At 53.2% G+C, this 25,271-nt stretch carries 21 protein-coding genes, 2 tRNA genes and 1 other RNA gene; 4 read left to right on the top strand and 20 right to left on the bottom strand.

Annotated features, from left to right (window positions below; all coding sequences use genetic code 11):
• Nucleotides 1-3 precede the first annotated feature (3 nt).
• Both JFL75_RS04350 and JFL75_RS04345 read left to right on the top strand, forming a co-directional pair.
• Nucleotides 4-696, top strand: a complete 693-nt coding sequence (locus tag JFL75_RS04350; protein WP_215625469.1) for a tetratricopeptide repeat protein — start codon at nucleotides 4-6, stop codon at nucleotides 694-696.
• 58 nt (nucleotides 697-754) lie between these two features.
• On the top strand, nucleotides 755-1,522 hold the full coding sequence (locus JFL75_RS04345) for a hypothetical protein (RefSeq protein WP_215625468.1): 768 nt from the start codon (nucleotides 755-757) through the stop codon (nucleotides 1,520-1,522).
• A gap of 153 nt (nucleotides 1,523-1,675) precedes the next feature.
• On the opposite strand, the gene JFL75_RS04340 is transcribed toward JFL75_RS04345, so the two are convergent.
• The 20 genes from JFL75_RS04340 to JFL75_RS04245 form a co-directional block, all read right to left on the bottom strand.
• Nucleotides 1,676-4,105, bottom strand: a complete 2,430-nt coding sequence (locus JFL75_RS04340; protein ID WP_223292761.1) for a TIGR03960 family B12-binding radical SAM protein — start codon at nucleotides 4,103-4,105, stop codon at nucleotides 1,676-1,678.
• The gene (rodA, locus tag JFL75_RS04335; RefSeq protein ID WP_215625467.1) at nucleotides 4,105-5,415 is read right to left on the bottom strand and encodes a rod shape-determining protein RodA; all 1,311 of its coding nucleotides are present in this window, start codon (nucleotides 5,413-5,415) and stop codon (nucleotides 4,105-4,107) included. Before rodA ends, JFL75_RS04340 begins: the two co-directional genes overlap by 1 nt.
• Nucleotides 5,415-7,292 (bottom strand): penicillin-binding protein 2, encoded by a 1,878-nt coding sequence (mrdA, locus tag JFL75_RS04330; protein ID WP_215625466.1) that lies wholly within the window; start codon nucleotides 7,290-7,292, stop codon nucleotides 5,415-5,417. Before mrdA ends, rodA begins: the two co-directional genes overlap by 1 nt.
• Nucleotides 7,292-7,795 carry a rod shape-determining protein MreD gene (mreD, locus tag JFL75_RS04325; protein WP_215625465.1) on the bottom strand — a complete coding sequence of 168 codons (504 nt, stop codon included), beginning with the start codon at nucleotides 7,793-7,795 and terminating at the stop codon, nucleotides 7,292-7,294. Before mreD ends, mrdA begins: the two co-directional genes overlap by 1 nt.
• Before the next feature lie 6 nt (nucleotides 7,796-7,801).
• Complete coding sequence (mreC, locus tag JFL75_RS04320) at nucleotides 7,802-8,662, bottom strand: rod shape-determining protein MreC (RefSeq protein ID WP_215625464.1); 861 nt, start codon at nucleotides 8,660-8,662, stop codon at nucleotides 7,802-7,804.
• 8 nt (nucleotides 8,663-8,670) lie between these two features.
• Nucleotides 8,671-9,699, bottom strand: a complete 1,029-nt coding sequence (locus tag JFL75_RS04315; RefSeq protein ID WP_215625463.1) for a rod shape-determining protein — start codon at nucleotides 9,697-9,699, stop codon at nucleotides 8,671-8,673.
• Nucleotides 9,700-9,767: 68 nt separating this feature from the next.
• A complete protein-coding gene (locus JFL75_RS04310; protein ID WP_223292760.1) occupies nucleotides 9,768-10,724 on the bottom strand; it encodes a tetratricopeptide repeat protein in 957 nt (318 codons plus the stop codon).
• A 306-nt stretch (nucleotides 10,725-11,030) separates the two neighbouring features.
• Nucleotides 11,031-11,424, bottom strand: an RNA gene (gene rnpB, locus JFL75_RS04305) — RNase P RNA component class A.
• A gap of 10 nt (nucleotides 11,425-11,434) precedes the next feature.
• Nucleotides 11,435-12,277: a zinc ribbon domain-containing protein gene (locus tag JFL75_RS04300; protein WP_215625462.1), complete on the bottom strand. Its 843-nt coding sequence runs from the start codon at nucleotides 12,275-12,277 to the stop codon at nucleotides 11,435-11,437.
• A 91-nt stretch (nucleotides 12,278-12,368) separates the two neighbouring features.
• Complete coding sequence (rpoD, locus tag JFL75_RS04295) at nucleotides 12,369-14,108, bottom strand: RNA polymerase sigma factor RpoD (RefSeq protein WP_215625461.1); 1,740 nt, start codon at nucleotides 14,106-14,108, stop codon at nucleotides 12,369-12,371.
• Nucleotides 14,108-15,934, bottom strand: a complete 1,827-nt coding sequence (gene dnaG, locus JFL75_RS04290; RefSeq protein ID WP_215625460.1) for a DNA primase — start codon at nucleotides 15,932-15,934, stop codon at nucleotides 14,108-14,110. The genes rpoD and dnaG overlap by 1 nt, the downstream gene beginning before the upstream one ends.
• A gap of 5 nt (nucleotides 15,935-15,939) precedes the next feature.
• Nucleotides 15,940-17,013: an endolytic transglycosylase MltG gene (mltG, locus tag JFL75_RS04285; protein ID WP_215625459.1), complete on the bottom strand. Its 1,074-nt coding sequence runs from the start codon at nucleotides 17,011-17,013 to the stop codon at nucleotides 15,940-15,942.
• Nucleotides 17,014-17,015: 2 nt separating this feature from the next.
• Entirely contained in the window at nucleotides 17,016-20,942 is a 3,927-nt protein-coding gene (locus tag JFL75_RS04280) for a FlgD immunoglobulin-like domain containing protein (RefSeq protein WP_215625458.1), read from the bottom strand.
• Nucleotides 20,943-21,076: 134 nt separating this feature from the next.
• The gene (locus JFL75_RS04275) at nucleotides 21,077-21,274 is read right to left on the bottom strand and encodes a hypothetical protein (RefSeq protein WP_215625457.1); all 198 of its coding nucleotides are present in this window, start codon (nucleotides 21,272-21,274) and stop codon (nucleotides 21,077-21,079) included.
• A gap of 2 nt (nucleotides 21,275-21,276) precedes the next feature.
• Nucleotides 21,277-22,224, bottom strand: a complete 948-nt coding sequence (locus JFL75_RS04270; protein ID WP_215625456.1) for an MBL fold metallo-hydrolase — start codon at nucleotides 22,222-22,224, stop codon at nucleotides 21,277-21,279.
• A gap of 16 nt (nucleotides 22,225-22,240) precedes the next feature.
• On the bottom strand, nucleotides 22,241-22,693 hold the full coding sequence (locus JFL75_RS04265; RefSeq protein WP_215625455.1) for a YkgJ family cysteine cluster protein: 453 nt from the start codon (nucleotides 22,691-22,693) through the stop codon (nucleotides 22,241-22,243).
• A 134-nt stretch (nucleotides 22,694-22,827) separates the two neighbouring features.
• Nucleotides 22,828-22,909 (bottom strand) — tRNA-Tyr (locus JFL75_RS04260).
• A gap of 35 nt (nucleotides 22,910-22,944) precedes the next feature.
• A tRNA-Thr gene (locus JFL75_RS04255) sits at nucleotides 22,945-23,018 on the bottom strand.
• A 107-nt stretch (nucleotides 23,019-23,125) separates the two neighbouring features.
• Nucleotides 23,126-23,494: a chorismate mutase gene (aroH, locus tag JFL75_RS04250; protein WP_223292759.1), complete on the bottom strand. Its 369-nt coding sequence runs from the start codon at nucleotides 23,492-23,494 to the stop codon at nucleotides 23,126-23,128.
• A complete protein-coding gene (locus JFL75_RS04245; RefSeq protein ID WP_215625454.1) occupies nucleotides 23,494-23,847 on the bottom strand; it encodes a hypothetical protein in 354 nt (117 codons plus the stop codon). Before JFL75_RS04245 ends, aroH begins: the two co-directional genes overlap by 1 nt.
• Before the next feature lie 74 nt (nucleotides 23,848-23,921).
• On the opposite strand from JFL75_RS04245, the gene JFL75_RS04240 reads away from it, so the two are divergent.
• Entirely contained in the window at nucleotides 23,922-24,758 is an 837-nt protein-coding gene (locus tag JFL75_RS04240) for a hypothetical protein (RefSeq protein WP_215625453.1), read from the top strand.
• A gap of 12 nt (nucleotides 24,759-24,770) precedes the next feature.
• Nucleotides 24,771-25,259, top strand: coding sequence for an HIT domain-containing protein (locus JFL75_RS04235; protein ID WP_215625452.1), 489 nt, complete (start codon nucleotides 24,771-24,773; stop codon nucleotides 25,257-25,259).
• Nucleotides 25,260-25,271: the final 12 nt, after the last annotated feature.

The following is a 25,271-nucleotide window of genomic DNA, read 5'->3' as shown; positions in this document are numbered from 1 at the left end:
ATAATGGCTAATCCGTCATCAGGCAAGAACGAACCCACTAAAATTACGGAGAAACTTGTCAATTTTATACAGAATCACAGAAAAATAATTCTGATCGTATCCGCCGCGGTGGTAGTTGTTTTTGTCGGTATTGCCGCCGCATACATAATCAGCGAAAAGGCCCAGGAAAAGGCCATAGCTGAAGTTGAAGCCTATTATGAACAGTATGAATCCCTGAGGGTCGATTTGAATGAACCTTTCAAGGAAGATGAAGTCCGGCAGTTTATTGCTTCGTTGAGTGAGTTCGCCGGAAAGAAATCAGGCTATGCGGGTGCCCGGGCCTACTACATTATCGCGGATATCCACGCGGATAAAAAAGAATGGCTTGAAGCCGAACACGCGTGGGTGAACGCCGCCGGCAAGGCTCCGAGAATTTACCTGGCTCCGGTTTCCTTTTTTAACGCCGCGGTTGCCGCCGAAGAGCAGGGTAACTCCATTAAGGCGATTGAGCTCTATACCAGAGCGCTGGAATACGCGGATACATTCCCCGGGGCTCCCAGGGCCGCGTTCTCCGTCGGGCGTCTCTATGAGGAACAGCGGGATACCGAAGCCGCGGTTGCTGCCTATAGGAATGTTATTGAACAGTGGCCGGGACAGAACTGGGCGAACCTCGCCAGCAGTAGGGTCGCGGCGATAACCGCATCCGGCGGAGTGTAAGAAAGTAAAAGAGGAGCTGTTTACGGCGAATAAGATTATATCGAGCCTGATCCGTTTTTTGGGATTGGCTGCAGTAATTATTTCTTTTGTTTCCTGCGGCATTGAGGATTACCTGTATCTCGATCCGGTGCCGCAGAGCAATGTTAATACAACTGCCAACACGCAGGTTACTATTTCAAGGTTATCATACTCCAACAGCTACCTGCAGTATTACGGTATTTATTACCGCATCTACCTCAGCAACGCAAACTATACATCGCAAATTGATTCTTCCGCCATGAGCAGCATCCATTCGACGCTGTACAGTGATTACCAGTATCTGGAGCGGTATACCGAGGAATACCAAATTCAGAATAATACCAGCGGAAGCTCAACAGCGAATATCGGCTCCGTATTCAACGGGCGAAATTACAACCTGATCGCATTGGAGAATGGCAACTTGGAGAATGTTTTATCCGGCTCCAATGCCTCGGGGTATACCGTTACCCTGGATTTTATCGAAACATCTGCGTCCACAATACCGGTTATGAGACTGAGTTATACCGATAGTTTGGGTGTCATTCACGTTCAAACTTATAATCTATTCAGAAATTCATCTATCCCCGGGGCAGCGAATTTCGATCCCGAACCGGACCGGTATTTCAGAAACACTGCCGATCTGCGGAACAGTACCTATGCCTCAAAGAATACCGATGTGGTTCAGCAGACCGGAAGCAGTTATGCTTATGCCTCATTTTACATTGTGGCCATTGGGGTGGATGACAATATTGCGCCGATATACAGTTCACCGACATTTCTTGGAGTAATGAGACTTCCGGGATCCTGATTACAGAAACAGAAAATGAAAAGGGCAGTAAAAAAAGTACGATCTTCTCCTTTATTTAAATACATATAATACTATCTATAATGTATATTCTGTCTACTAGATAATATTGTTAATTATTTATAATATAATGAATTGAGTTTTTGCGTTTATTTTTTAGTTTGTGCCGGGATACAGTTTGCCGTAGGCCGCAAAATAATCTTCGTGATTTTCTTCACCGCCGTTATTGTTGTTTGTTATCGATTTTGCCAGAACCGACCGCCGGCGGATTCCGAAAAACATATCATTTGATCCGGCGAGATTTAAACGGTATTGTTTTTCTTCCGAGGCTTTAATAATGCTGTTGTCGTCATAAAGAAAGCCCCATAACAGTGACGCTGCGGAATACCGTTTTTTCCCCAGCGGAATAGCGAAATATTCCGCGCGGCTTATTTCAATCCCCTTCGGCAGATACTTATTTAAGGTTTCTGCAAAAATATCCGGAGATATACTGCGGGTAAAATCAACCGACGCTATTTCATTGTCCCCCTGTATTCCGATTGCCAGAGGTGCCGCAAAATCAAGCCTCGGAAGCGGATTGAATCCCTGTGTAAAGGTTACCGGCAGTCCGGAGCGTATAAAGGCCATGGAGAATGTTTCCACAAGCCCCAGGTGCGGAAGAAAGACCGCCTCATCCCGCTTTGAAAAGGAAAAAACAATTCTGTGGCACAGAGTGTCTTCCGGTCCGTCTGTTTCCGGATTGCCGGAATCGCTGTTTGCCGGAACTTCCGGCATTACTTGATGTTGATTGTCAGGCTGTATGATATTTTGTATGATTCCGCCGGAAGAACTGCAGCTTCCGCAAGGATGTGTGCAGTTGTCTGTACATGCTGATGTTAATTCTTGGGTTTCGGATTTTTCCAGTTCCCGGCGGAGAAACGCGGTTCCTACGGAAGCATCTATACAGTCCCAGGGAAGCGGTTCACCGGAGTTTTTCATGGAAAGAATTTCCGACACAAGCGCGTTGTTGTCGTCAATCAGAGAACGCCAAACATCCCTGGAAAAATACTCCGTCCATGCGTCGAGCCGGCAGCCGCGGGCAAAGGCGTTTTCAATAATGAGCTCCCCCACCCGTTCATCCCCCCGGGAAATAATACCTTCAACAACAGAGACAAAGGGATCATGGGTTCCGACTTTGAATCCCCGGGGTTTCAGCTTACTGCGGATAAAATTGAGTTTCTGAGTTGCCGTCTCCTCATCAAGCTGGACTGCCCACTGGTACGGTGTATGGGGTTTTGGAATAAATGTGCCGACGTTAACGCTGAAATGCATTCCGGTCCGCTGGGACACTTCCAGGATGAAATCAACGATTTCCTGTTCCTCCCGGCTGGAGTCATCGGATGCGGAAAAACCTCCCACCGGCAGGCCGATCATAAAATAAAATTTAGCCCCCCGGAAGCCCTGCCCTTTCGCTTCATTAATAATGGCGATTACATTTTCCCTGCATACATCCTTGTTTATTGAAAACTGCCACGCGTCTACCGGCGTTTCCACCGCAAAGGTGAGGCCGCTTTTCCGGACTTCGGAAATACTCTTAAGCAGGGGCAGCGAAAAACTTGAAACCTTCAGCGAAGGAAGCTGAAAGGAGATATGCCGGGACGCGTAACTCCGGTTGAGATCCGACACAAGTCCGCCGATTCCCGCGTAATCACCGGTGGAAAGAGATGACAGGCTTATTTCCCGGTAACCGCCCTGGGTGATAAAGGCTTCCGCTTCCGCTTTGACAACCGCGGCGCTTTTTTGGCGCATGGGCCGGTACCATATACCAGCGTGGCAGAACCGGCAGCCGTTCGGGCAGCCGCGCATTATTTCCACGGACCCATGGTGCTGGACTACCTTCATACTGGGTACCGGAAAAACCGCCGCGTCGGGATTCCGGTCAGAGAACTCCCGGTCTATTGCCCTGACCGCCCTGGCCTTACCCCGTGTCCAGACGGATGGATGGGCCGCGATGCGGCTAAGAAGTTCCCGCCGCGGGGCTCCGTTCTTTTTCATATCCCTGAGTTCGGTGCAGAGCGGAAAAAAGCCGCCCTCGGCTTCGCCGATCCAAAATACATCAATGAATGAAGAATACGGCAGCGGATTGGAAACACAGGGGCCGCCCATGATAACAATGGGATCATCTTCGGTCCGGTCCGAGGCATGCAGCGGAATACCGGCGCTTTTGAGCATTGTCAGAACTCCGGTGATACCCAGCTCATAGCCCAGGGTAAAACCGAGGATGTCGGTATGCTTCAGCGGAATTCCTGTGTCCAGCCCATAAAGCGGCACTTTGAGTTTTTCCAGGAGTTCTTCGAAATCCGGCGCCGGGGCAAATGCCCGGTCGCAGGATATACCTCCGACGGCATTCAGTTTATTGTACAGTATCCGGAATGCCTGGTTTGACATTCCGATTTCGTACAGGTCGGGAAAGGCAATAGCCATATAGAGGTCCGCTTCTCTTTTGGCGAGCCTGCCGTATTCGCCGCCGGTATACCGGGCGGGTTTTTCCACGGAAAGGAAATACTTTCCCAGCACTTCCATAGGGTTGATAAAAGGGATATCCATCAGTGCTGAAACCTTCTCACATAAATACTCAGGGACAAACCTATTCCAATCATGGCGGATGTGAGGGATGACCCTCCGTAGGACATGAACAGCAGAGGAATCCCCGTAATGGGCATAATACCCATGGCCATTCCGACATTAATAAGGAAATGAAAGGAAACCATGGCCGCAAACCCGGCTACAATATACGAGCCGAAAGGGTCTGATGTGGAACGCATGATTTTAACGAGACGCAGAAGCATGAGAAGAAAAAGTGAAAAAACGAGAAGCCCGCCGATGAATCCCCATTCTTCCGAAAAGATTGAAAAAATAAAATCCGTACTCTGCTGGGGAAGAAAACGGTAATGGCTCTGGGTTCCCTGGAGATACCCTTTTCCCAGTAAGCCGCCGGATCCTATGGCGGTAATGGACTGGATTATATTCCAGCCCGATCCGCGGGGATCGACATTGGGATTGAGAAACACGATAAGACGCATGATCTGGTAATCCTTAAGCACCTTTCCGGCCATAAACGAGGCGCCCAGGGACAAGACCACAATACTCGCGCCGTACACAATCCAGTAGAAATACCGTTTCTTGAACCGCATAAAACCATACAGCGCGATGAGACCGATTACGGTAAAAGCCACGGTAACGATCACAATAAACCGGATATTGGTGAGAATCATCAGAGACGGTATTGTTCCCTGAAGTATATAACTCTGCCAGAGCGGTAGGACCAGAAGAATACTGGTTACAAAAATACAGGCTATTAAAAAGATTATATACCGCAGCGCAATTCCCGCAATAAACGTCATTACCAGAAGAATAGGAATAAAAACCAGGGATGTTCCGAAGTCCGGCTGCAGAAGGATTATTCCCATGGGAATAAACACGATCATGCATGAAACGAAAAACCGTTTAAACTCATTTTGATTGTGCCGGGAAACGTCAAGGTACCGCGCGAGGAGCAGAATGGTTGCTATTTTGGCGAATTCCGACGGCTGTATCCCGAAAACCCCGATCCCGATCCATGCCCGGGCGCCGTTTACCAGGCGCCCGAAGAAAACCGTATACAGCAGCAGCGCAAGAATTCCGAGATAGATGTAAATGGACAGATCATATATCCGCCGGTAATCAAGCATAACGATGACCAGGGCAATGATGACACCGGAAACAGCCCAGATTATCTGCCGTATATATTCGGTGGAAACCAGAACACCGGTGGATGTTATGCCTGACGAATAAATAAATAAGATGCCGAATACCGTTAAAATAACGGCGCTGAAAAAAAGTGAAAAATCTATTTCGAGAAAATTCCGAAGACGCATTATTCGCGACGCTCCTGAATCGGCATAATGTACTGGAGCCCCAATGCCTGAACCGCTTCTTCATAGGTCTGCTGGGCAAAAATCCCCTGGAAGATGATTGCCGACGCGTAGGGTGCCCACCATTCCCATTTATTTGTGGCTTCTACGATTATTGAGACAACGATCTGTTCCTCGGGGGTGTCCGTTTCATAGGGAGCATAAGCGGCAAACCAGGAATGCCACCGGTCGTGGAGTCCCACCTCGCCGGTTCCGGTTTTTCCGGCTATTTCCACGGCTTTTATATTAAGGGGGAACTGCGCGGTTCCTTCGCTTATTACGGTACGCATATCGTGGCGGACGGTTTTAAAAACCTCAGGATCGATATCCGTCGTTTTATGCAGAACCTCCCGGGGGACTGATTTTATTATTGCTCCGGAAACGGGATCACGTACTTCCTTTAGAAGATGGGGGGTGTATATGATTCCGTCGTTGACCACCATGGCTACCATATTTGCCATCTGGATTGGCGTAACCAGGGTAAAGCCCTGACCGATAGCCATGTTCATGGTATCACCGCCGAGCCATTTTTCATGGAACCGGCGGTCCTTCCATTGGGGCGTCGGTATGAATCCCGTGATCTCTCCGGGCAGGTCAATGCCCGTGGATTCCCCGAAGCCGAATTCCCGGGAATACGAAACCATTCGTTCAATCCCCAGGTGGTCCCGGACAACAACCCAGTAATAAATATCACAGGACTGGGCTAGGGCTTTCTGAAGATTAACGTGGCCGTGGCCGGGCTTGCGGATGTGGCAGCGCCAGACCCGGTCGCCGTAGGTAATCTCCCCGGGACACTCAACGGTCTGATCCGGCGGAAAGGCGTTTTCCTCCAGGATCGCCGCGGTCATAGCTATCTTAAACGCCGAAGCCGGGGGATAACTCGACTGAATCGCCCGGTTCAGGAAGGGTTTATTGGGATCATTGATCAGCCGCTGGTATTCGGCGCCCATATCGTTGCGGTTGAAAATATTCGGGTCATACCAGGGATAGGAAACCATGGCGAGGATTTCGCCGTTTGACGGCCGCATGACCACCACGGCTCCCATCCGTTCCCCCAGAGCCCGTTCCGCCAGAAGCTGAATCGACCGGTCAATGGACAGGACAAGGTTTTTCCCCATGATAGCGGGCTCCCGGATATTGTTGTCCCCGGAAATTCTCCGCCCGCGGGCATCCACGGTCCTGATTTCGCGGCCTTCTTTGCCCCGCAGAATATCATCGTACTGGCGTTCTATTCCCGCTTTTCCGATGATGTCGCCCTGCTGGTAACCCCGGTTGTACATTATCGTCAGTTCGTCCCGGGTTATATCCCCCACGTATCCGATAATATGGGACAGGCTGCCGGTATCCACGTAATTGCGTATTGGTTTTGACTGCCAGGAAACACCCGGCAAGGTATCCACCCGTTCAGCCAGCCGCGCAATGGTTTCAAAGGAGACATTCGCCGCCAGTTCCACCATCTGATACAGATTGTAATACTGGGGAGGGACCTTTCTGTTAAGCAGGTCTTCGCTTATTCCCAGAATACCGGAGAGTTCCTTCAGTATTTCGGGTATTTGTCCCCGGGGAATTTCCGCGGGTATAATATTCACCGCAAAGGAGTCGGTATTAAGCACCATGGGCTGGTTGAAATTCTGATCGTAGATTTCTCCCCGCTGGGCGGGTATTATGGTGGTCCGCCGGGCGATATTCTGCGCCTGGGAACGGTATACTTCGCCGCTGACGATCTGCATGCTGAAAAGCCGGAGAGCATATACAACAATAATTACAATAAAAAGAAGTTGCAGCAGTTTGATTCTGTGTTCCGACCGGTCGCCGTCAGGAAACTGACTGAGATTCGCCATCAGGTTTCCCTCCCTTCGACAAGTATTGGCCTGAAGAGCTTCAGCAATGCGAACAGGGGAATCGACAGCACGGTGTTGAGCAGTAGCTCTATCCAGAACGTCGGCCCGGTAATTGAATAACTCGGTATGGCTCCCGCGAACAGGAGGTGGAGTATAAAAATCATCAGCGCCTTAAAGATTGTGGCCGCGGCGCAGAGCCCCATGGGGAGGAACAGCGCGTCAAGGAAAAAGGTCCCCTTGAACATGCCCGTTAAGGCGCCGGTTATGGTACGGATAAACGCGTTGAGCCCCAGGGGCGCCGCGGAAAGAAAATCCAGAAGTATTCCCGAAAAAAAGCCCGTCAGCTGTCCGGTCATTGTTCCGTTGACATAGGCGGTGAATACGAGAATGCAGAGCGCCAGATCGGGGACGGCGTTGAAAATCGCAATCCGTGACAGGATCGTTGACTGAAGAATCGCGGCGATCACTATAAAAACAGTGGCCCATACGACATTTTTAGCCATGGCCTTTTACCTTTCTTCCTCAGAACCTATGACAAAGATATACTCAAGCCGGGAAAAATCAATGGATGGTTCCAATTCCAATCCCATGGACGTTTCGTATTCCTGGTATATGACCCTGCTGACCCTGCCGATGGTTATCCCCTGGGGATAAATTCCCCCAAGGCCGCTGGTAACCACGATATCACCGATGCTGATCTCATCCCTGGCCCGTTTGCGGATAAACCGCATCACCAGCGGAAGGTCGGCGGTCCCCTGCCCTTCGAGGATTCCCTCATACCGGGACTCGGCAAGCCGGCCGGATATATATGCGTTGGAATCGTACAGCGGCATTATCAGGCTTTCCATCAGCCCTGCCTGGATAACCTTTCCCACCAGGGCCTGGGTTCCGTTCTGGAAGGCAATAACCGGCATATCCACCGCCACTCCGTCCCTGGTTCCCTTATTTATGACAAAGGCTGAAAAAAGATTGTCCGGGTCTTTCCCGATAAGTTCGGCGGGAATGTGCCGGTACCGGATGGTATTTGAAAACCCGAGCTGTTCCCTGAGGCGGTTGTTTTCCTGGCGAATTTCGGCGGAACTCCGTTCCAGCTGTTCATACCGGGTAACCCGGTCTGCCAGTTCCGCGTATTCCCGCCGGAGGGTGGCCAGTTCCTGCACAGAGAGCACGGTCCTGGATATAAACGAAGAAACACTGTGAATGCCTCCGCGGATCCCGGAAAAAGCCGACAGCCCCGCGTCACGGACGCTGGCTATAAAGCTTCGGGTGGAAAACAAGAGTATGGAAAACGAAATCAGGCTGAGGGCAATAAAAACATAGGCATCTTTGCCGAACCGTTTTTTTTGTTTCCTGTCCTCTTTAATGCGCATGGAAGGGATTACCCATTCAGGTTGTCGTAAATACTGCGGGTATTGTCAAATCCTTTGGCGTTTTCAAAGTATTTTCCCGCCCCCAGGGCAACACAGTCCATGGGGCGTTCCGCCAGGATAACGGGAACACCGGTTTCTTTGGAAATGAGCTTTGGCAGGCCTTTGAGCAGCGAACCGCCGCCGGTCATGACAATGCCCCGTTCAACGATATCCGCGGCAAGTTCCGGCGGGGTCTGGCCAAGGGTCGATTTAATTTCATCAATAATCTGGGTGATGGGATCCTTGAGGGCTTCCCGTACTTCCACTGAGTCAATTTCCAGACGCCGGGGGAGTCCCGTAATGGCATCGGTGCCTTTGATTTCAACCTTTTCGATAGTTTTATCCGGAGAGGCGTTTCCGATTTCCATCTTGAGCCGCTCGGCGGTCTGTTCCCCGATGATAAGGTTGTGTACGCTCCGGACGTGTTTGATAATGGCTTCGTCGAACTCATCGCCGCCGAGCCGGATGGCATTGGTAACAACCATACCGCCCAGGGAAATGACCGAAATTTCGGTGGTTCCGCCGCCGATGTCGCAGATCATATGGCCTGCGGGTTCGTAAATCGGAATATCAGCGCCGATGGCGGCGGCAAGGCTTTCCTCAATGACCGCGACCTCCCGGGCTCCGGCTTTGTAGGCGCTTTCCTCAACGGCCCTGCGTTCGACCTCGGTGATACATGAAGGAATGCCGATGACCATCCGGGGTTTTATAAACCGGTACCGGGGCATGACCTTGGAAATAAAATACCGGATCATTTTTTCGGTTGACTCCAGGTCGGCAATAACTCCGTCCCGCATGGGCCGGATGGCTATGATGTTCCCCGGGGTTTTCCAGAGCATCCGTTTCGCGTCCGCTCCCACGGCCATAACCTTTTTTGTGCCCCGTTCCACGGCAACCACCGACGGCTCATTGATAACAATGCCTTTTCCGCGTATATAGATAAGGGTATTGCATGTCCCCAGGTCAATTCCAATATCAGAAGAGCTTTTTCCGAACATATATCCTCCGCACGCTTTTATCGGTTTTCCTGGGGCTGCGCCCTCCGGAAAATCCGGAATAACTCAGTTTACATATTGAGCCGGGTTCTGGCCGGCCCGTGGGCAGGATCAATACGAACCGCCCTCCGCCATTCCGCCCGGGCCCGGGTGGTGTCCCCGGCGGCGGCGTACAATTCTCCAAGCTGGTAGTGGGCTTCTGCGTCTTCCCCGCCTTCTTCAAGAATCAGGGTAAACTGTTCCTCCGCCCCCGCTATATCATGCTCATCCTTCAGGATATTCCCGAGGAGAAGCCTGGATTTAACAATAATTTCAGCGTCCTTTGAGTTCTCGATACACCGGATCAGATATGCCTTGGCCGCGTCGGCTTGTCCGAGGCCGATATAGGACTGGGCTATAGCCAGAAGCCGGAGATCCGAAACATAGGATGTTTCACCGCCGCCGGAAGCAGGATCCAAAGCCATGGTCAGCGAAGCGACACTGCTGCGGTAATCCTGCACCGCAGCGTAGGAAAGCCCCAGATACTCCGGAATATCCGCCGCATTAAATCCCGCGTCCCTGGCTTCCTCCAGGTACAGTATGGCCAGATCGGCGTAGGAAGGGCCCTTGTAATAATAGGCTTTTCCCAGCACATACCGGATCCGCGGATCCCGGCCGCCCTCTTTGGTCAGCATGGCTTTCCTGAGCGACCAGATGCATGAATCAATATAATTCATGGTATTGTATGCAGTTATCTGAGCTATAGCCAATTGGTACGATGAAAACCCATGCATGGTCAGGAAGAAATTATCCAGGGGCTGCTCTTCCAGCAGGTCCCCGCTCATCCTGAATGTTTCATCGTAGGACCCGTTTTCCCAAAGGTGCAGCAACTCCTTTCGATCATTTCCCGATCGGTTTCGATTTTGTATGCCAATAACACTTACGGTAACAACGAGACCAAGCACAATAAAGACCATCAGGGCAGTCAAAACCGTGCCTCTTATGTGCATCTGGGGCCCGAAGCCGGCCCGGGAACGCTTTTTAAACATAATACTTGTAATGATTTAATACCTTTTACCGTAAAAAGTCAACGTAGGCGGGGGAGTACCAAGTCTTTCAAGCCGGAAATCTCCCGGGGAGGACCGGTGCCGCGGGTCCTGCCATGGGAAAGGGGGTATGGCTCCGCGTCGGCCTGCGGCCTCGAAAGTCGCTCATACCCTCTTTCCCATGGCACCCGTACGGCCTGGGTGCTTTCCGGCTCAGCCGGCTCGGTACTGCTCTTCGCGGGAGACTGGTTTTTTCCGTGGTATCGGTGAAATGTTTTTCTGCGGTAAATGTATTGGCGTGAAAATAAAAAAAGCGATGAACCTGTAAGCCGGGTTCTGTTACACCGTATTCCATAAGTATGGAATACGGTGATATTGCCATCTATCTTGTGCCGCCGTTGCCGGCGGCATCGACGCAGCCTACCCGCGGTTCAAAAACGGGCCGTTTATACCGCTGCTTGGCTTTGCTCCTGATGAGGTTTGCCGTGCCGGAACCGTCGCCGGTTCCGCGGCGGGCTCTTACCCCGCCTTTTCACCCTTACCGGTTTCCCGGCGGTATATTTTCTGTTGCGCTGTCTGTCAGCGGATCCTCACGGATCCGCTGCCCGGGGGTTACCCGGCATCATGCCCTGCGGAGCCCGGACTTTCCTCCGTAAAAATCACGCCAGCGGCGTGGTTTTACGGCGGCAATACGGTTCATCGCCTAAAAATCATTATTCCTCGTAATCCATGCTTACTTTTTCATCATCCTCGTCGTCTTCATCATATTCATCGTCATCCATATCATCAAGGTCCGCGAGGCTGCCCGCGTCATCATCGCTGAAGTATTCCTGGTCATCGCCTTCGGATTCTTCATAGAACAGGATCCTGGAACAGTACGGGCAGAACACAATATCCTCACCTTCCCGGACCGTATTGGCAAACTGCGCCGGCAGAATCATGTGACAGCCCATACAGACACCGCCTTTTATGGCGACAATACCCCGGCCCATCTTATTGCGGATAATCCGTTCGAATTTGAACAGTACTTCCGGGTCAAGGCCGGGTACCAGCTTATCTTCATCCTTCTGGAGCGTCTTTACCTGGGAGCCTTTTTCGGATATTTCAGCCTGAATACCGGAACGGCGATCTTCCAGTTCTTTTTCCTGCTGTTCAATCAGGGCGGCGTTCTGCTTCATCTGCTCATCGAGTTCCGACAGGATCCGTTCTTCCCGCTGAAGATCCTTACGGTACTGCTGTTCCCGTTCCGAAGCGTCCCGGATTTCCTTGTCCAGGGCTTCGTATTCCCGCTGGGTGTTTATGGAATCCATATTTTTTTCGGCTTTTTCCCGGGCTCCTTCGGCTTCCGCGAGAAGGTTCCGGTATTCGGCTTCGGAGGTCCGTGCCTTTTCGTATTCCTGATTTTTCTCGATAAAGGCCTTTTTGAGACGGGCCAGCAGTTCTTCCTGGGTAGTAAGAAGCTTGGGAATTTCTTCGATTTCCTGTTCCAGGCTTATCTTCTGAGAAAGAATATCCTGCAGTGTCCGCAGTTTCTCAAAAACCTCTTCCATAACCATACATATCCCCTTAGGATGCTAAAATAGTAAAAAAAACATTTCCATGCAATAGCATACAGCGTTTTATAGGGCTGATGATCAATAACATTGATCAATGATCGAGATAATCCTTTAATTTCCGGCTTCGTTTGGGATGCCGCAGCCGGCGCAGGGCTTTTGCTTCAATCTGGCGTATCCGTTCCCGGGTAACATTGAAATACAGCCCCACCTCTTCCAGGGTAAGGGAATACCCGTCGTCCAGGCCGAACCGCATTTTGAGTACCTCCTGTTCCCGGGCGGGAAGCGTGGACAGAACTCCGCAGAGCTGTTCCTGGAGCAGCGTAAAGGCGGTCTGGTTCGCAGGATTTTCCACATCCTTATCTTCGATAAAGTCTCCCAGGAGGGAATCCTCTTCCTCGCCGATGGGCGTTTCCAGGGATATGGGTTCCCGGGCAACGTTTTTGACGGATTTTACCCGCTGGGCGGTCCAGCCCAGGCGGTCGGCTATTTCCTCATCCGTGGGTTCCCTGCCGAGGACCTGCATAAGCTGGCGGGACTCCCGGACAACCTTGTTGATCTGTTCGATCATGTGCACGGGAACCCGGATGGTCCGGGCCTGGTCCGATATGGACCGGGTAATGGCCTGACGGATCCACCAGGTCGCGTAGGTTGAAAATTTAAATCCCTTCTGGTATTCGAATTTTTCCACCGCCTTGATGAGACCGATGTTGCCTTCCTGGACGAGATCGAAGAAATGGAGCCCGCGGTTGGTGTACTTCTTGGCAATGGAAACCACCAACCGGAGGTTCGCCTTGATAAGGCGGTCCTTGGCGCTCTTCATCATCATACGGCCGCGGTTTATTTCCTTGGCCATGGAGTTGATGTTTTCGATGGATTCCTCAAATTCCGCTTCCATCTGGCGGAGTTTCTTTTCCGTGACCTGGATATGCCGGATGAGTTCCTTGATTTCATCGGAACTCAGCCCCAGTTCTTCTTCCAGGCGTTCCCGTTCGTCCTTTATGGTCAGTCCCCGGCCCAGAGCGCGGAGTTCCTTGAGCGAGGCCACCCTGAGGCGTTTCTCGATCCGTTCCTGCTCCTTCTTGTACCGTTTGATACGTTTGGCGGCCTGGACAAATTTATCGGAAAATTCGGTGATTTCCTCGGGATGAATCTCGGCGGTTTCGATCACCGAGAGGATATTGGTCTTGAGTTCCTTAAGCTCGGCGTCCTCAAAGATATCGCCCCCCCGGGCAATGAGGCGCCGCTTGATTTCCATATAGGACTTAAGGTCGGCGCCGATAATCCTGAGGGTTTCCTTGTAGAACTGATTGAGCCGCCGGCGCTCGGTCATATATTCGGTGATTTCTTTTTTGGAAAGGCTCATTTCCCGGGGATCCTTTTTTGAAAAGGCCCGCTGGGCTATGTAGTAGAATTCCGGGATTATCATTCCCGATTTCTTGATAACCCCTTTGATGATATTCTCACCGTCCTCCATCTGTTTGGACAGTTCCACTTCCTGTTCGGCGGTGAGCAGGTTTTCCTTTCCGATTTCCCTGAGGTACAGCCTGATAGGATCATCCACGGAGGATTCTTTTTCACTGTAAACCAGGCGTTTTTTCTCCTGGTCGGGGCTTTTCTGCGGTTCCGAATCGGAATCGTCGTCTCCCAGGGTGTCTTCTTCAATAATTTGGACATTATTGGCCTCCAGAATGGCCAAAACCTGCTCAATCTTATCGGAATTAGCAATATGTTCGGGCAAAAAATCAGAAAGTTCATCGTATGAGAGAGTTTTCTTGTTTTTTGCGTATTCAATCAGCTTTATAACAGCAGGATCAAGCTGCAAATCCGTCATTAGTTGGCTTCCTTAATACGGCGTAATTCGGCATCAATATGCACTTTTTCTGAAAGGAGGTCTTCAATACCCATGCCGGCCCCCCCGCTCTTTACAGAACGCAATTCAATTATAATATCTTTTCGTCGGCGTTCCAAACGTTTTTGTTTTATTCTTTTGATTCCATCAGAAACAAGCTGTTCGGGGTTAAGGGTAAACGCCTCGGAATTACCTTTTTCCAGAACAAAACGTCTCAAGCCACTGTTCTCAATGCGGCTCAGGAGTTCATCCAAGCCGCCTACGGAATCGTTCCGGTACCATTCTTCCAAAGCAATAAAGATATCCTTGGCTTTAGGGTCATCAACCTCCTCCACAGAAAGGGTTGAACGCAACTTAGGGTACAAATCAAGATTGACAAATACCGCAATGAGCAGAAAAAGCTCATCGTTCATCTGTACCGGTTCGGAAACAGTGCCGTCCTGAACAGGGGCGGGATTGTTTCGTCTGGGGTTCTTCCGGCGGAGAAAATCCTGCTTTACCGAAGCGGGATCAACCCCAAAACTGTCGGCCATGGCCTCCATCGCAGCATCCCGGGCAACTTCCGACTCAAGGGTTTCCAGGTAGGGAAACATGTACGCCACTCCCTGGTATTTCCCTTCGGAATCTGAAAAATCAAAAAGAGATCTGCTGCGGTTCAAAAGGTATTCAAAGTCATTTATATAACATTTTACACTATTTTGCAACGCCTCGGGGCCGGCTTCCTGCAAAATATCCGCCGGATCCTTAAACCGGGGCGGCCCCTTCGGATCCGTTTTGTCCGCCGGATTTTTTCCCTGGAGATCCACCACGGCGCAGGCAAGGGTGTTGTTCCGGCAGGTCAGAATGGATTTGACCGCCGCGTTCTGCCCGGCTTCATCGGAATCGAATATGAGGTACACCTTTTCCGCCCACCGCCGCAGCAGCCGGGCCTGTTCGTCGGTGAATGCCGTCCCCAGGGGCGCCACCGCGTTGGTTATTCCTCCCTGATGCAGGGCAATAACATCCATGTAGCCTTCCGCAATGTACACTTCCCTGGTTTTACGGATTTCCGGCAGGGCCAGGTCAATGGCAAAGAGGGTCTCCCGCTTTTTATAGAGCTCCGATTCCGGAGAATTGAGGTATTTGGGACCGTCCCCGGAGAGAATCCGGCCTCCGAATGCCACGGTCCGGCCCTGGCGGTCGGCAATGGGAAAAATGAGCCGGTCCGCAAAAAAGGATGAGCGGGGATTGTTTTTGGAGAACAGCCCGCTGCCGGCCAGGAACTGTTCCGAATACCCTTTTTTAAGCAGGAATCCGTACAGCCAGGACCGGTCGCCGGGGGCGTATCCCAAGCGGAACCGTTCGATCATGTCTTTTGAAATTCCGCGGTCCAGAATGTACTGTTTCGCCCGGTTTCCTTCGGGTTTTTCCATAAGAATATGGTGAAAACTTCCCGCTACCCGCCGGCAGAGCTCCGCCGCTTCATCCAGGCGGTTCAGTTTTTCCTGATCCTTCTGCGGTTTCCCGCTGTTTTCGTATACAACTTCGATCCCCATGCGTTTGGCCAGGGCTTCGATGGCTTCGGGATAGGTGAATTTTTCGGTTTCCATCACAAAGTTGATCACCCCGCCGCCCTGGTGGCATCCGAAGCAGTAGTACATGTTCCGGGACGGATCCACCGAAAAGGATGGTGTTTTTTCATTATGAAAGGGACACAGCCCCCAGTACCGGCCTCCCCGCTTCTCCAGCCGCAAATATTCGCCGACGACGCTGACAATATCCGCCCGGGAATTGACCTCCTGTATGGTGGCTTCGGAAATATAACCCATGGCGTCTAAAAACTCCCCTTAAGATACAGAACCCCGGCCCGGATATGGTCGTCCAGGGTTTCGGAAAAGTAGTGTCTGCCGGTGGATGGGTCCGCCACCCGGAAATAGAGATATGTGCTCGCGGCCGGTTCGAAAGACGCCCTGAGGGCTACCATGCCCGGGGCGGAGATCGGCCCCGGCGGCAGTCCCGGCCGGATGTAGGTGTTATAGGGATCCCGGATTTCCGTGTCCCGGGTAAAGAGCCGCTCCGGATGGGGCCGGCCCTGGATTTCGGTTATTATGTATTCCACGGTGGCGCACGACTGCAGGGGCATCCCTATCCGCAGGCGGTTGTAGAATACCCCCGCCATGAGGGGTGCCTCATCGGGGATGCGGTATTCCCGCTCCACAATGGACGCGATGATTACCCGCTGGTTGAGTTCATCCGGGGTCAGGGAATCGGCTTCCGGAAAGGCCTGCCGGAGCCGTGAAAAAAACGTATCCGCCATGGTCTGCACCACCCGGGCGGCGGGAAACCCCTGGGGGAACAAATACGTATCGGGATAGAGGTAGCCTTCCATGGTCTCCCCGGGAACCCGGTATTTCGCGGTTATTTCCGGATCCGCCGCTGCCGCCAGGAATTCCTCTGCGCCGCAGATTCCCGCGGCCTCAAGGATGGCGGCGTTTTTTTTCAGGGTGCTGCCTTCGGGAATGGTAACCCGGACCAGGATCTGCCGTCCGGAAACGAGCAGCGACCGTATTTCAAACTGGGTCATGGGGAGATCCAGACTGTAGACTCCGGCCTTGATATGCTCGGGGTTTATTCTGGACAGAACATTCCAGAAAAGCCGGCTCCGGATTATATTGGCGTCGGCCAGGCGTTTGCCCACTGCCATGGCGGTGTCCCCGCTCCGGATTTCAACAATATACGAACCGTCTTCGGTTTTTTTAATGGTCTCAACCCCCTGCGGTATGGAGGGCGGGTCCTCCGGCGGGGTATTGAAAAACAGAGCCAGCCCGAGGCAGGCCGCTGAAACCGCCAGAATAGCTCCAATGAGGATGGCTAAAAATTTGCTGATGGTGCGTATAAATTTGGGCATAGTTACCTCATCAGAATGAATTCAACCCTGCGGTTCCGCCAGCGGGAGGCGGTATCGCCATGGGGTACAATCGGTTCGGTTCCTCCTAATCCGCGGGCTTCCAGACGGCTTCGGTCGGTACCGCGCTCAATTAAGGCCTGCATGACCGCCTGAGCCCGGGACAGGGACAGGGGCGCCAGTTCCACCCGTTCTTCACGCTCGGTCCCGGAAAGGTTCACCGCGTGGCCTTCGATCCGTATTCTGTAGGCCGGATACCGGGTCAGCACCGCGGCGATGCGGTCGAGGATGGCGCTGTTCCGGGCATCGGTTTCCGGATCTATACCGTACAGCGATGCTGAGGACGGCGGAAATACGATGGATGATATTCTGATTTTTAGCCGGTCTCCGTCAACCAGCACGAATACATCCGTGGCGATGGTTCCCTGGATCACCGCGGTATTGCCCAGGTTGTCCCGGACCCGCAGGGTATAGGGGTAATCCTGGGCAGCCTCAACCAGATCACCGTTCAGGTTCATGCCATCCCAATAGAAAGGTTCAGCCGGAAGGGCGGTCCCGGAAAAACTCGTAAAGGGATAACCCCCGGGATCGTTGATTGTCAGCATCCATCCGGCGATCGGGCTCCGGTCCCTGGCGGTGATACGGATTTCCAGTTCATCCTCAAATCCGTCTCCGTCCGGCGAAAACGGGTTCGGGCTCAGGGAGAGCGCTACCTCGGGAGGCGCCGTATCCAGCAGGAATGGAGCGGTTGCGGTTTCGGCAATATCGCCTTTGGTATACCGGAAAACCGCCCGGATCCGGTAATTCCCGTCCGGCGCCGCCTGCCCCGTTTCCGTCCGGCCGTCCCAGGAGAAATTCTGGGGAGGCGCCGTTTCTCCCTTGTCCCGGGCGGATATAACCTTTACGGGGGTATTTCCCTCGTCTGCAACCGTAATTTCCCAGGCTGAAAGCCCGTCAGTAAATGACGGTATGAGACGGAAATTCATGGCATCGGCGAAGCCGTCCCCGTTGGGGCTGAAGGCGGTTTTGTCCGCGGTCAGGGACAGGGCGGGTATCCGGGAGTCCATCCGGACCGGGCCGGATACCGCGGAAAAAACGTTCCCCGCCCGGTCAAGGGCGCTGAGGCGGAGCCGGTAGCTTCCGTCGGGGAAATACGATCCGGAACCGTCGGTGCCGTCCCATACCAGCCGTTCCGGGGGCAGCCCCTGCCATGAGTAGGACCGCGCCAGGCCGCCGGCTTCGGTCTCGATAACCGCGGTCCAGTGGGCTTCCTTGTCCCCGGAAATCTGGAATTCGACCGTATCGTATATACCATCGCCGTTGGGAGAGAACAGGTTCCGGTTTACGTTGACGCTTCCCCGGGGCGGAACGGAATCCACCAGGGTCGTTACCGGTTCGGAGACCACTTGTTCGCCGTCATCGTACCGTACGGTCATTACCGCGCTGTAGCTGCCCGGGGGAACGGGAACACCGAAGGCGTCCCTGCCGTCCCAGTCGATCGCCCGGGGCACGGGACCGGCGCCGTAAAACCGGCGGACCTCCGCGCCGGAACCGCCGCCGCTGACGGAGAGTTCATAGGAAACGGCCCGTTCCGGCCGGCTGAGCCGCGGCAGGTACCGCTGCCGGCCGTCCGCCACCAGGGCCGAGAAAATATCCTTGTCCGCCAGGAGGGACAGCTCATATCCGCCGGTGTCCACCCGCATGGATACTTCGTTTGATTTCCCCGAAAGGCCTACGGCGCTGGTTCCTTCCGCGGAATACCGGTACATGCCCTCAGGGACCGGTTCCCCCCGGCTGTCTAAGCCGTTCCACTGTATTGTCAGCTCAGGCTCGGGGCTCAGGTCGTAGCTGCGGATTATTCTGTTCTGACTGTCGTAAATTGTGCCCTTCCAGACCGCTCCGGCGGACAGGTCGTGGTACAGAACGACCCGCTGGTTCCGGTCAATATTCAGGAACTGTGACGATGCCCTGACCCGGGCGGCGGGGACCTTGGAATCGATTAAAAATGTCCCGCTCAGCGCGCTGGGTGAATCCCCGTTGGTGTATACCAGTTCCGCCTTAAAGCGGTAGGTGCCGTCTGGCACGGGATCACCGTCACGGGTCCTGCCGTCAAAAACGATACTCCGGGGAAAGAGATCAAGGTTTTCCGCGGAACCTTCCCAGATCCGGGCCGCGGCGCCGCTGTCAGAAATCAGGGAAAACCGCCACGACTCAAGGCCCCTGGTTCTCGCGGGAGAATTGACCAGTGTTACATTCCGGTAATTGGAATCGGGATCGGTGGAAAGGGCCGTTCCGTCCAGGGACAGGGCAATGGCCGTGGGGGCGGCGTCCACGATAATATTCCGGATTGAATCCTCGAAGGTGTTGCCCCCTTCGTCCCTGGCGGTAAGGGTATAGGTGTAGGTTCCGTCGGGGACAATGTCGCCCCGGTTGTCCCTGCCGTCCCAGACAAAGGAAGACGGTTCCGAGTCCAGCCAGGAAAGGGAAAACACCTGATCTCCCGAGACGCCGTATATGATTCCCTGCCAGAGGGATTCCATGCTTCCGGTCTGCTCAATGGCCAGCACATCCCGGATGCCGTCCCCGTTGGGGCTGAAAATCCGGTACTCCGGGGTACTGACAGCGGCCGACGGCGGCGTCCCGTCGAGGATAAAAATGGTTCCGCTGTACCGGCTCTGGTTGCCCCGCTCATCGGCAGCGGTCATTGAAAGGGTATACGCCCCGTCGGGCAAATCCGGGGAAATGGGGATAATAAATTTTTCGGGAAGAGGAACATTCCGTTTTACCGTAAAGAGGGTGCCGAAATACGGATTCCGTCCGGGGTCCGTATCGCCGCCGCTGCCGGCAAAAACCTGGATACCGCCGGGTCCCGTTACCGCCGCGTCCCAGGATACGATTACCGATTCATCGGTAACCGCAATGGGAACAACAACTTCGGACAGCAGCCGGGGCGAATACGCCGCGTGTTCGGGAAGTCCGGGAACAATTACCGGCCCGGTAATATCCCGCTCGCCCGCGGAAAAAACCGCCGCCGCTTCAACCCTCATGGCCTGCTGGCCCGCGGGTTTTACCCGCAGAGAGGGATCGACCCCGAATTTTCCCGCCCGCAGCAGGGAGGCGCCCTCAAAGCGCAATGATATGGACGGCCATGACAGGGCAAAAAGATCGGCATTGCTGTTGTCCGTATCCATCCAGCGGGATATCTGCTTTGACGAAAGAAACCAGCCCAGGTCAATCGATACGTACCGGCCTAATTCAAAGGTAGCGCCTAAACCGGCGGTAAAGTCCGTAAATCCCGGTACCGCGGCGAGAGCGCCCAGGGACAGGGCGAATTTTTCCGTATCAATGAATTTCGTTTCCAGGGCTACCAGCGGTGTGGGCGCAAAATAGGAATCCCAGGGGCCGCCCAGTCCCAGGAACGCGACGGAAAGCCTGCTTCCCTGGGGACCCAGGGACCGTATATCAAAGAGGGCTCCCAGGGAAGCTGATAAATTCCAGGATGGATCGGAGGACACGAAATAACCGCCCCCAACCCCGATGCCGAGACTCAGTATGTCCCCTGCCCGTTTTGACAGCCCCGCGTTAAGGGAAAATCCCCGGGGCACCGCCCAGGCGGTCAGATTATCCGAACGGACCGCGGCGTCGCCGGTAAACCAGAGGGTTCCGATGGCTGTGGGAAGGGCGGCTCCTCCGGAAAAAAGCCCCCCCGCTCCGCTCTGGCTTCCATGGATCGGGAAACCGACCTCCGCGGAAACGGAAAACCCCGGAAGTTCCCGGCCGGCCTGTCCCGCGGGATTCCAGACACTCATCCGGGGATCGTTCGATGAAAACAGCTGGGTCGGCGATACCAGGGAAAACCCGCCCATACCTCCCGGTGCCGGCAGGACAATCCCCGGAAGGGGAATATCCTCTCCGTAAATTTTAGTTCCCATAAGGGCCATGCCGGCAACCAGTATCAGCCATCCCTTCGAAAACCGCCGGTATCCCGGTCCACGCCGGATTCTCCCGGCCGCCGGTATAGGCTTCCGTGATTTTTCTGTAATGGAAAAAGAGCGGGTCACGAAGGTCATGCTCCTGTTTTTGTACTGATCAGCTTGGCTACTTCCTTAATCGACAGATGCTCATACAGGGTTTTTTCAATTTCGATGAGGATATTCCGTTCTCCCTGGGAAAGGCGGTCCTCCATGGATTTAACCAGCGAAAACAGGACCGTAAGATCCTGCAATTCAAAGAAAAGTCCCGGTTCATCCTGCGTTTTTTTCATTTTTACAGATCAATCTCCAGGCCTTCCATGGCAAGGGTTATTTTTACTCCCTTGATTCCCATACGGTCCGTGTACCAGCGGGCCGATTGAAGGATATTGAACAGCTTGCGGTCATCATAGGTAGGATCATGGTGAAACAGCACCAGGTGCTTGATACCCCAGTTGGCGGCAAAATCCACGCCAAGGCTGAACGCGCTGTGCCCCCAGTTGTATTTTTCTATGGCCTCGCCGAGGGTATATTGTGAATCAATAACCACCAGGTCCGCGTTTTCAAAAAAGGATGAATTTTCCTCATTCTTTATAAAATCATTGGTTGAAAGTTCGGTATCGGTGGCGTAAATAAACCGATGCCCCCCGGAATCGACCGAATAGGAATAGGAATTTCCCGGATGGTTCATCCTTTTATAGGAAATTTTCATGTCACCCAGGGTAATTCCCTCCGTCAGGATGCTGAATTGTTTCCGGGCGTTCATGGATTCCATGTGGACGGGGAAATACGGGGATGTCATCTGCCCGTGGAGGGCATCCTCAAGGTTTGCCATGGGTGAATAAAAGGTGATATTTACCGACGGATCGTAGGAAGGTCCGAAAAACGGCAGCCCCTGAAGATGGTCCCAGTGGAAATGGGAAAAGAAAATATGGTAATGAGTCGGTTTAACCCGCTCTTTTGCCATGGCAATCCCAAGTTCCCGGATGCCGGAACCGGCGTCAAATACAATAACCTCATCTTCTTCCGTGTTTGAGGCCCGGAGTTCCACACAGGGAGTATTGCCCCCGACCGTACCGAAAAGCCACGGCGGCAGTCCCGCCAGAAAACGCTCCCGGCTTTGGGGGGTTTCTATGTCCTCAGGGGTCACCCGTTCGAGGATAGCGGATATTTTGCTTCGTATCTTGCTTGGCGCCTGGGGGGCCGGAAGGGACCCGCGGACACCCCAAAACCGGATGTGCATCCTATTCTTTCCCGCCTTATTCCTTCTGTTTTCTCGTGATAACCGGTTCTAAAACCCGCTGGGCCAAACAACTGTCGATTTCGGCCATGCTTCGGACCGGTCCCCGGCCGATACCGGGGCAGTCCTGTTTATATATATCCCAGTAATCCCGGGAAGCAACTATAGAATGCCAAAATGGAAAAGTCCGGCACTGCAGAGGCCGGGATTCATACACCGTACAGCCTTCTTTCCAGAAAACACAGTCAAAATTGGATAATTCCTTTAATGAAAGCTGTTCCGTTCCTCCGCCGGCGGGAATCCACCTGCAAAATGTTTCCACAAAACTAATATAGCGCATTTTTAAAGCCCTAGCTAGTTTATTGACATCTTTTTCGGAAAGAAATACAAAACCGGGGTCGTGGCGGCAGCAGGAAGAGCACCGCTGGCAGGAGAATGGTAGTCCCTGGGAATAAAATGGCTTATCCGCCATACTCACTCCATAAAATAATAATGCAGGTAGCCTCACCCAGCGGGGCCTGTTCCCGCCATGCTGCGGTTACCCTGTTTAACACCACAGTAACACATACGGAAATTAAAAAAAGCCTTCCTGTACAGGAAGGCTTTTGGGGAGAGAAGGATTTGAACCTTCGAAGGCTGAGCCAACAGATTTACAGTCTGCCCCCTTTGACCACTCGGGAATCTCCCCGTTATTGTTCAGTTCCTTTACCATAAAACCGGCTAAGCCATCTCCCGGAGTCGAACCGGGGACCTCGAGATTACAAGTCACGCGCTCTAGCCAGCTGAGCTAAGATGGCGTTCGGAACTATCGGTACTATAGCGAATATGTGTATTCTTGGTCAAGGGGGATTATTGAATCTCTTAAGCCAAAAAACACCCGAGGATAACGGTTCTGCAGGGCCCGTCATGGGGCTCTGTCGGGTCGGAGTACTTCCGCCCCGTTCCGGTAACTGTGCCGTATTTCCGTTTCCGGAGGAAGGTAGCAGTGGATCAGTACCCGGATGGTCCGTTCCAGGCCGCCCTTGACCCGGGCTTCCTGAACCGCGAAGAGCGCGAGGTTCTGGGCCCTGCCCGACTGGCGGAGCGCCGCGGCGGGATTTTTCTCATCCAAATCCCCGGTAACCGAAAAAACTACCGACACGATAGCTTCTTCGTCCAGGCTGTTCAGACGCAGTATTTCGTCGTACAAACCGCTGACCTGGTCGGTAATATCAGCGGCTTCGTTTCGGCACTGGACAGCGCCGCGGATCGCAAAAAGCTGTTTTTCTCCCATCAGGGTATATTTCCTCCGGAAAGCACAATAATAAACGCCGCCAGGGCGGCGATGATTCCGCCCAGAACAACAAGCAGCAAATACACCACAGTCCCGCCCGCGTACTGTGACCGTTTGCTGCGGATCACCATGGATGCGTCGAGAATTGCCCCGTACGCGGCGCCGATGGCAAGAAATATCGCAAAAATCGTTGACAGCCGGAGGAGGATAATCTGGGTAATATCCATAAACCCCTGGGATGTACCAATAACATACAGGAAAACCGTAATCAGACACAGTGCCAGCAAAAAGAAAACCGCCCGCTTAACGAGAATTAAAATCAGTGATTTTTTTGCGGGTCTGGAAAATTTCACAAAAGCTCCTATTGGGCTGGATAGTTATTATATTTTCGGCGTATCATATTATAATAATAGTCAAGGAAGGTTCTATGAGGAAAGTATTTATTGTCCTTTTCATAATACTCATCATACTGGCCGGTGTGGGATTTGTCTTTGGCTGGACCCAGCTCACGGTTCCTCCGGGATCATACGGTATCATGCGCACAAAAACCCATGGCATTGACCCCGAGATTATCCGGGATGGAAAATTCCGCTGGGTTTGGTACAAGCTTATTCCGACGAACGCGGTGATCAGTGTGTTCAGTCTTGATCCGGTAAACCGGCAGATCACCGCCAAGGGATCCCTGCCATCGGGCGAAACCTACGCGTCCCTGGTTGGCCTTTCCATGGATTTTACCTATGAAGTTTCCGGGTCCCTGTCATTCAATATACGGCCGGACGCCCTTATTTCCCTGATGAACAGCCGGAACATCGGGACCCAGGATGAACTCGATGCCTATGAGTCCCGGCTGGCGGATGACATCAGCGCCTTCACGGTACAGCGTCTGCGGGTATACGCCGAGGACCAGAAAAAGATGGAAGAAATCCTGGCTGTCGGTTCCGTGGAGGGACTCAAGGCGGAAATTGAAGGGGCATTTCCCGATATCGAAAACCTATCCCTGATTATCAATGTGGCCCGGTTCCCGGATTTCCTGCTCTATGAATCAGCCCGGTCCCTGTACGGGGAGTACCTCGACCGGCAGCGGAGTTCCCTGACCGCCGCGGCCGGTGAGGCCGCTGAAAGCCACATAACCTCCCGGCTCCGGTTTGATGAACTGGAAAAATACGGTGAACTGCTGACGAAATATCCGGTCTTGCTCCAGTATCTTGCCCTTGAATCAGGGTCCGGGGCGGCGGACATACTGCGCAGTGCCGGAGGCCAATAGGCAGCGTTCAGCATGGAATACTTTTTTAATTTCGATAAATTCGCGTACCTCAAAGGCAAACGGCCTGAAGGCTGTATACTGTGCCTCATCAGGGAGAACAGCCCCGATGTAACCAATATGGTGGTATACCGGAACAGCCACATCGGCATTTCCCTTAATTTGTATCCCTACAATCCCGGGCACCTGCTTATTTTTCCCCTGCGGCACACAGAAGACATCCGTCAGCTCGGCACCGAAGAACGGCTGGCCCTGGATGCCGGTCTTGATAAAGCCCTTTCCGTTCTTGATGGGCTGTACACCCCGGCGGCGTACAACATCGGCTATAACATGGGCCCCGTTGCCGGGGCTTCCATAAACCACCTTCATATGCACGTTATCCCCCGGTACCCCAGGGAAATCGGCATCGCGGAGCTGCTCGCGGGGAAACGGGTTCTGGTGGAGGATCTGGCGGTTACCCGGGAACGGATGACCGCCGCCTTTACCGCACTCTCTGATGAATAACCGGGAAAGTGT

Source organism: Breznakiella homolactica (assembly GCF_016616095.2).
Classification (GTDB): Bacteria; Spirochaetota; Spirochaetia; order Treponematales; family Breznakiellaceae; genus Breznakiella; species Breznakiella homolactica.
This window is presented reverse-complemented; position numbering and strand designations above follow the sequence as displayed.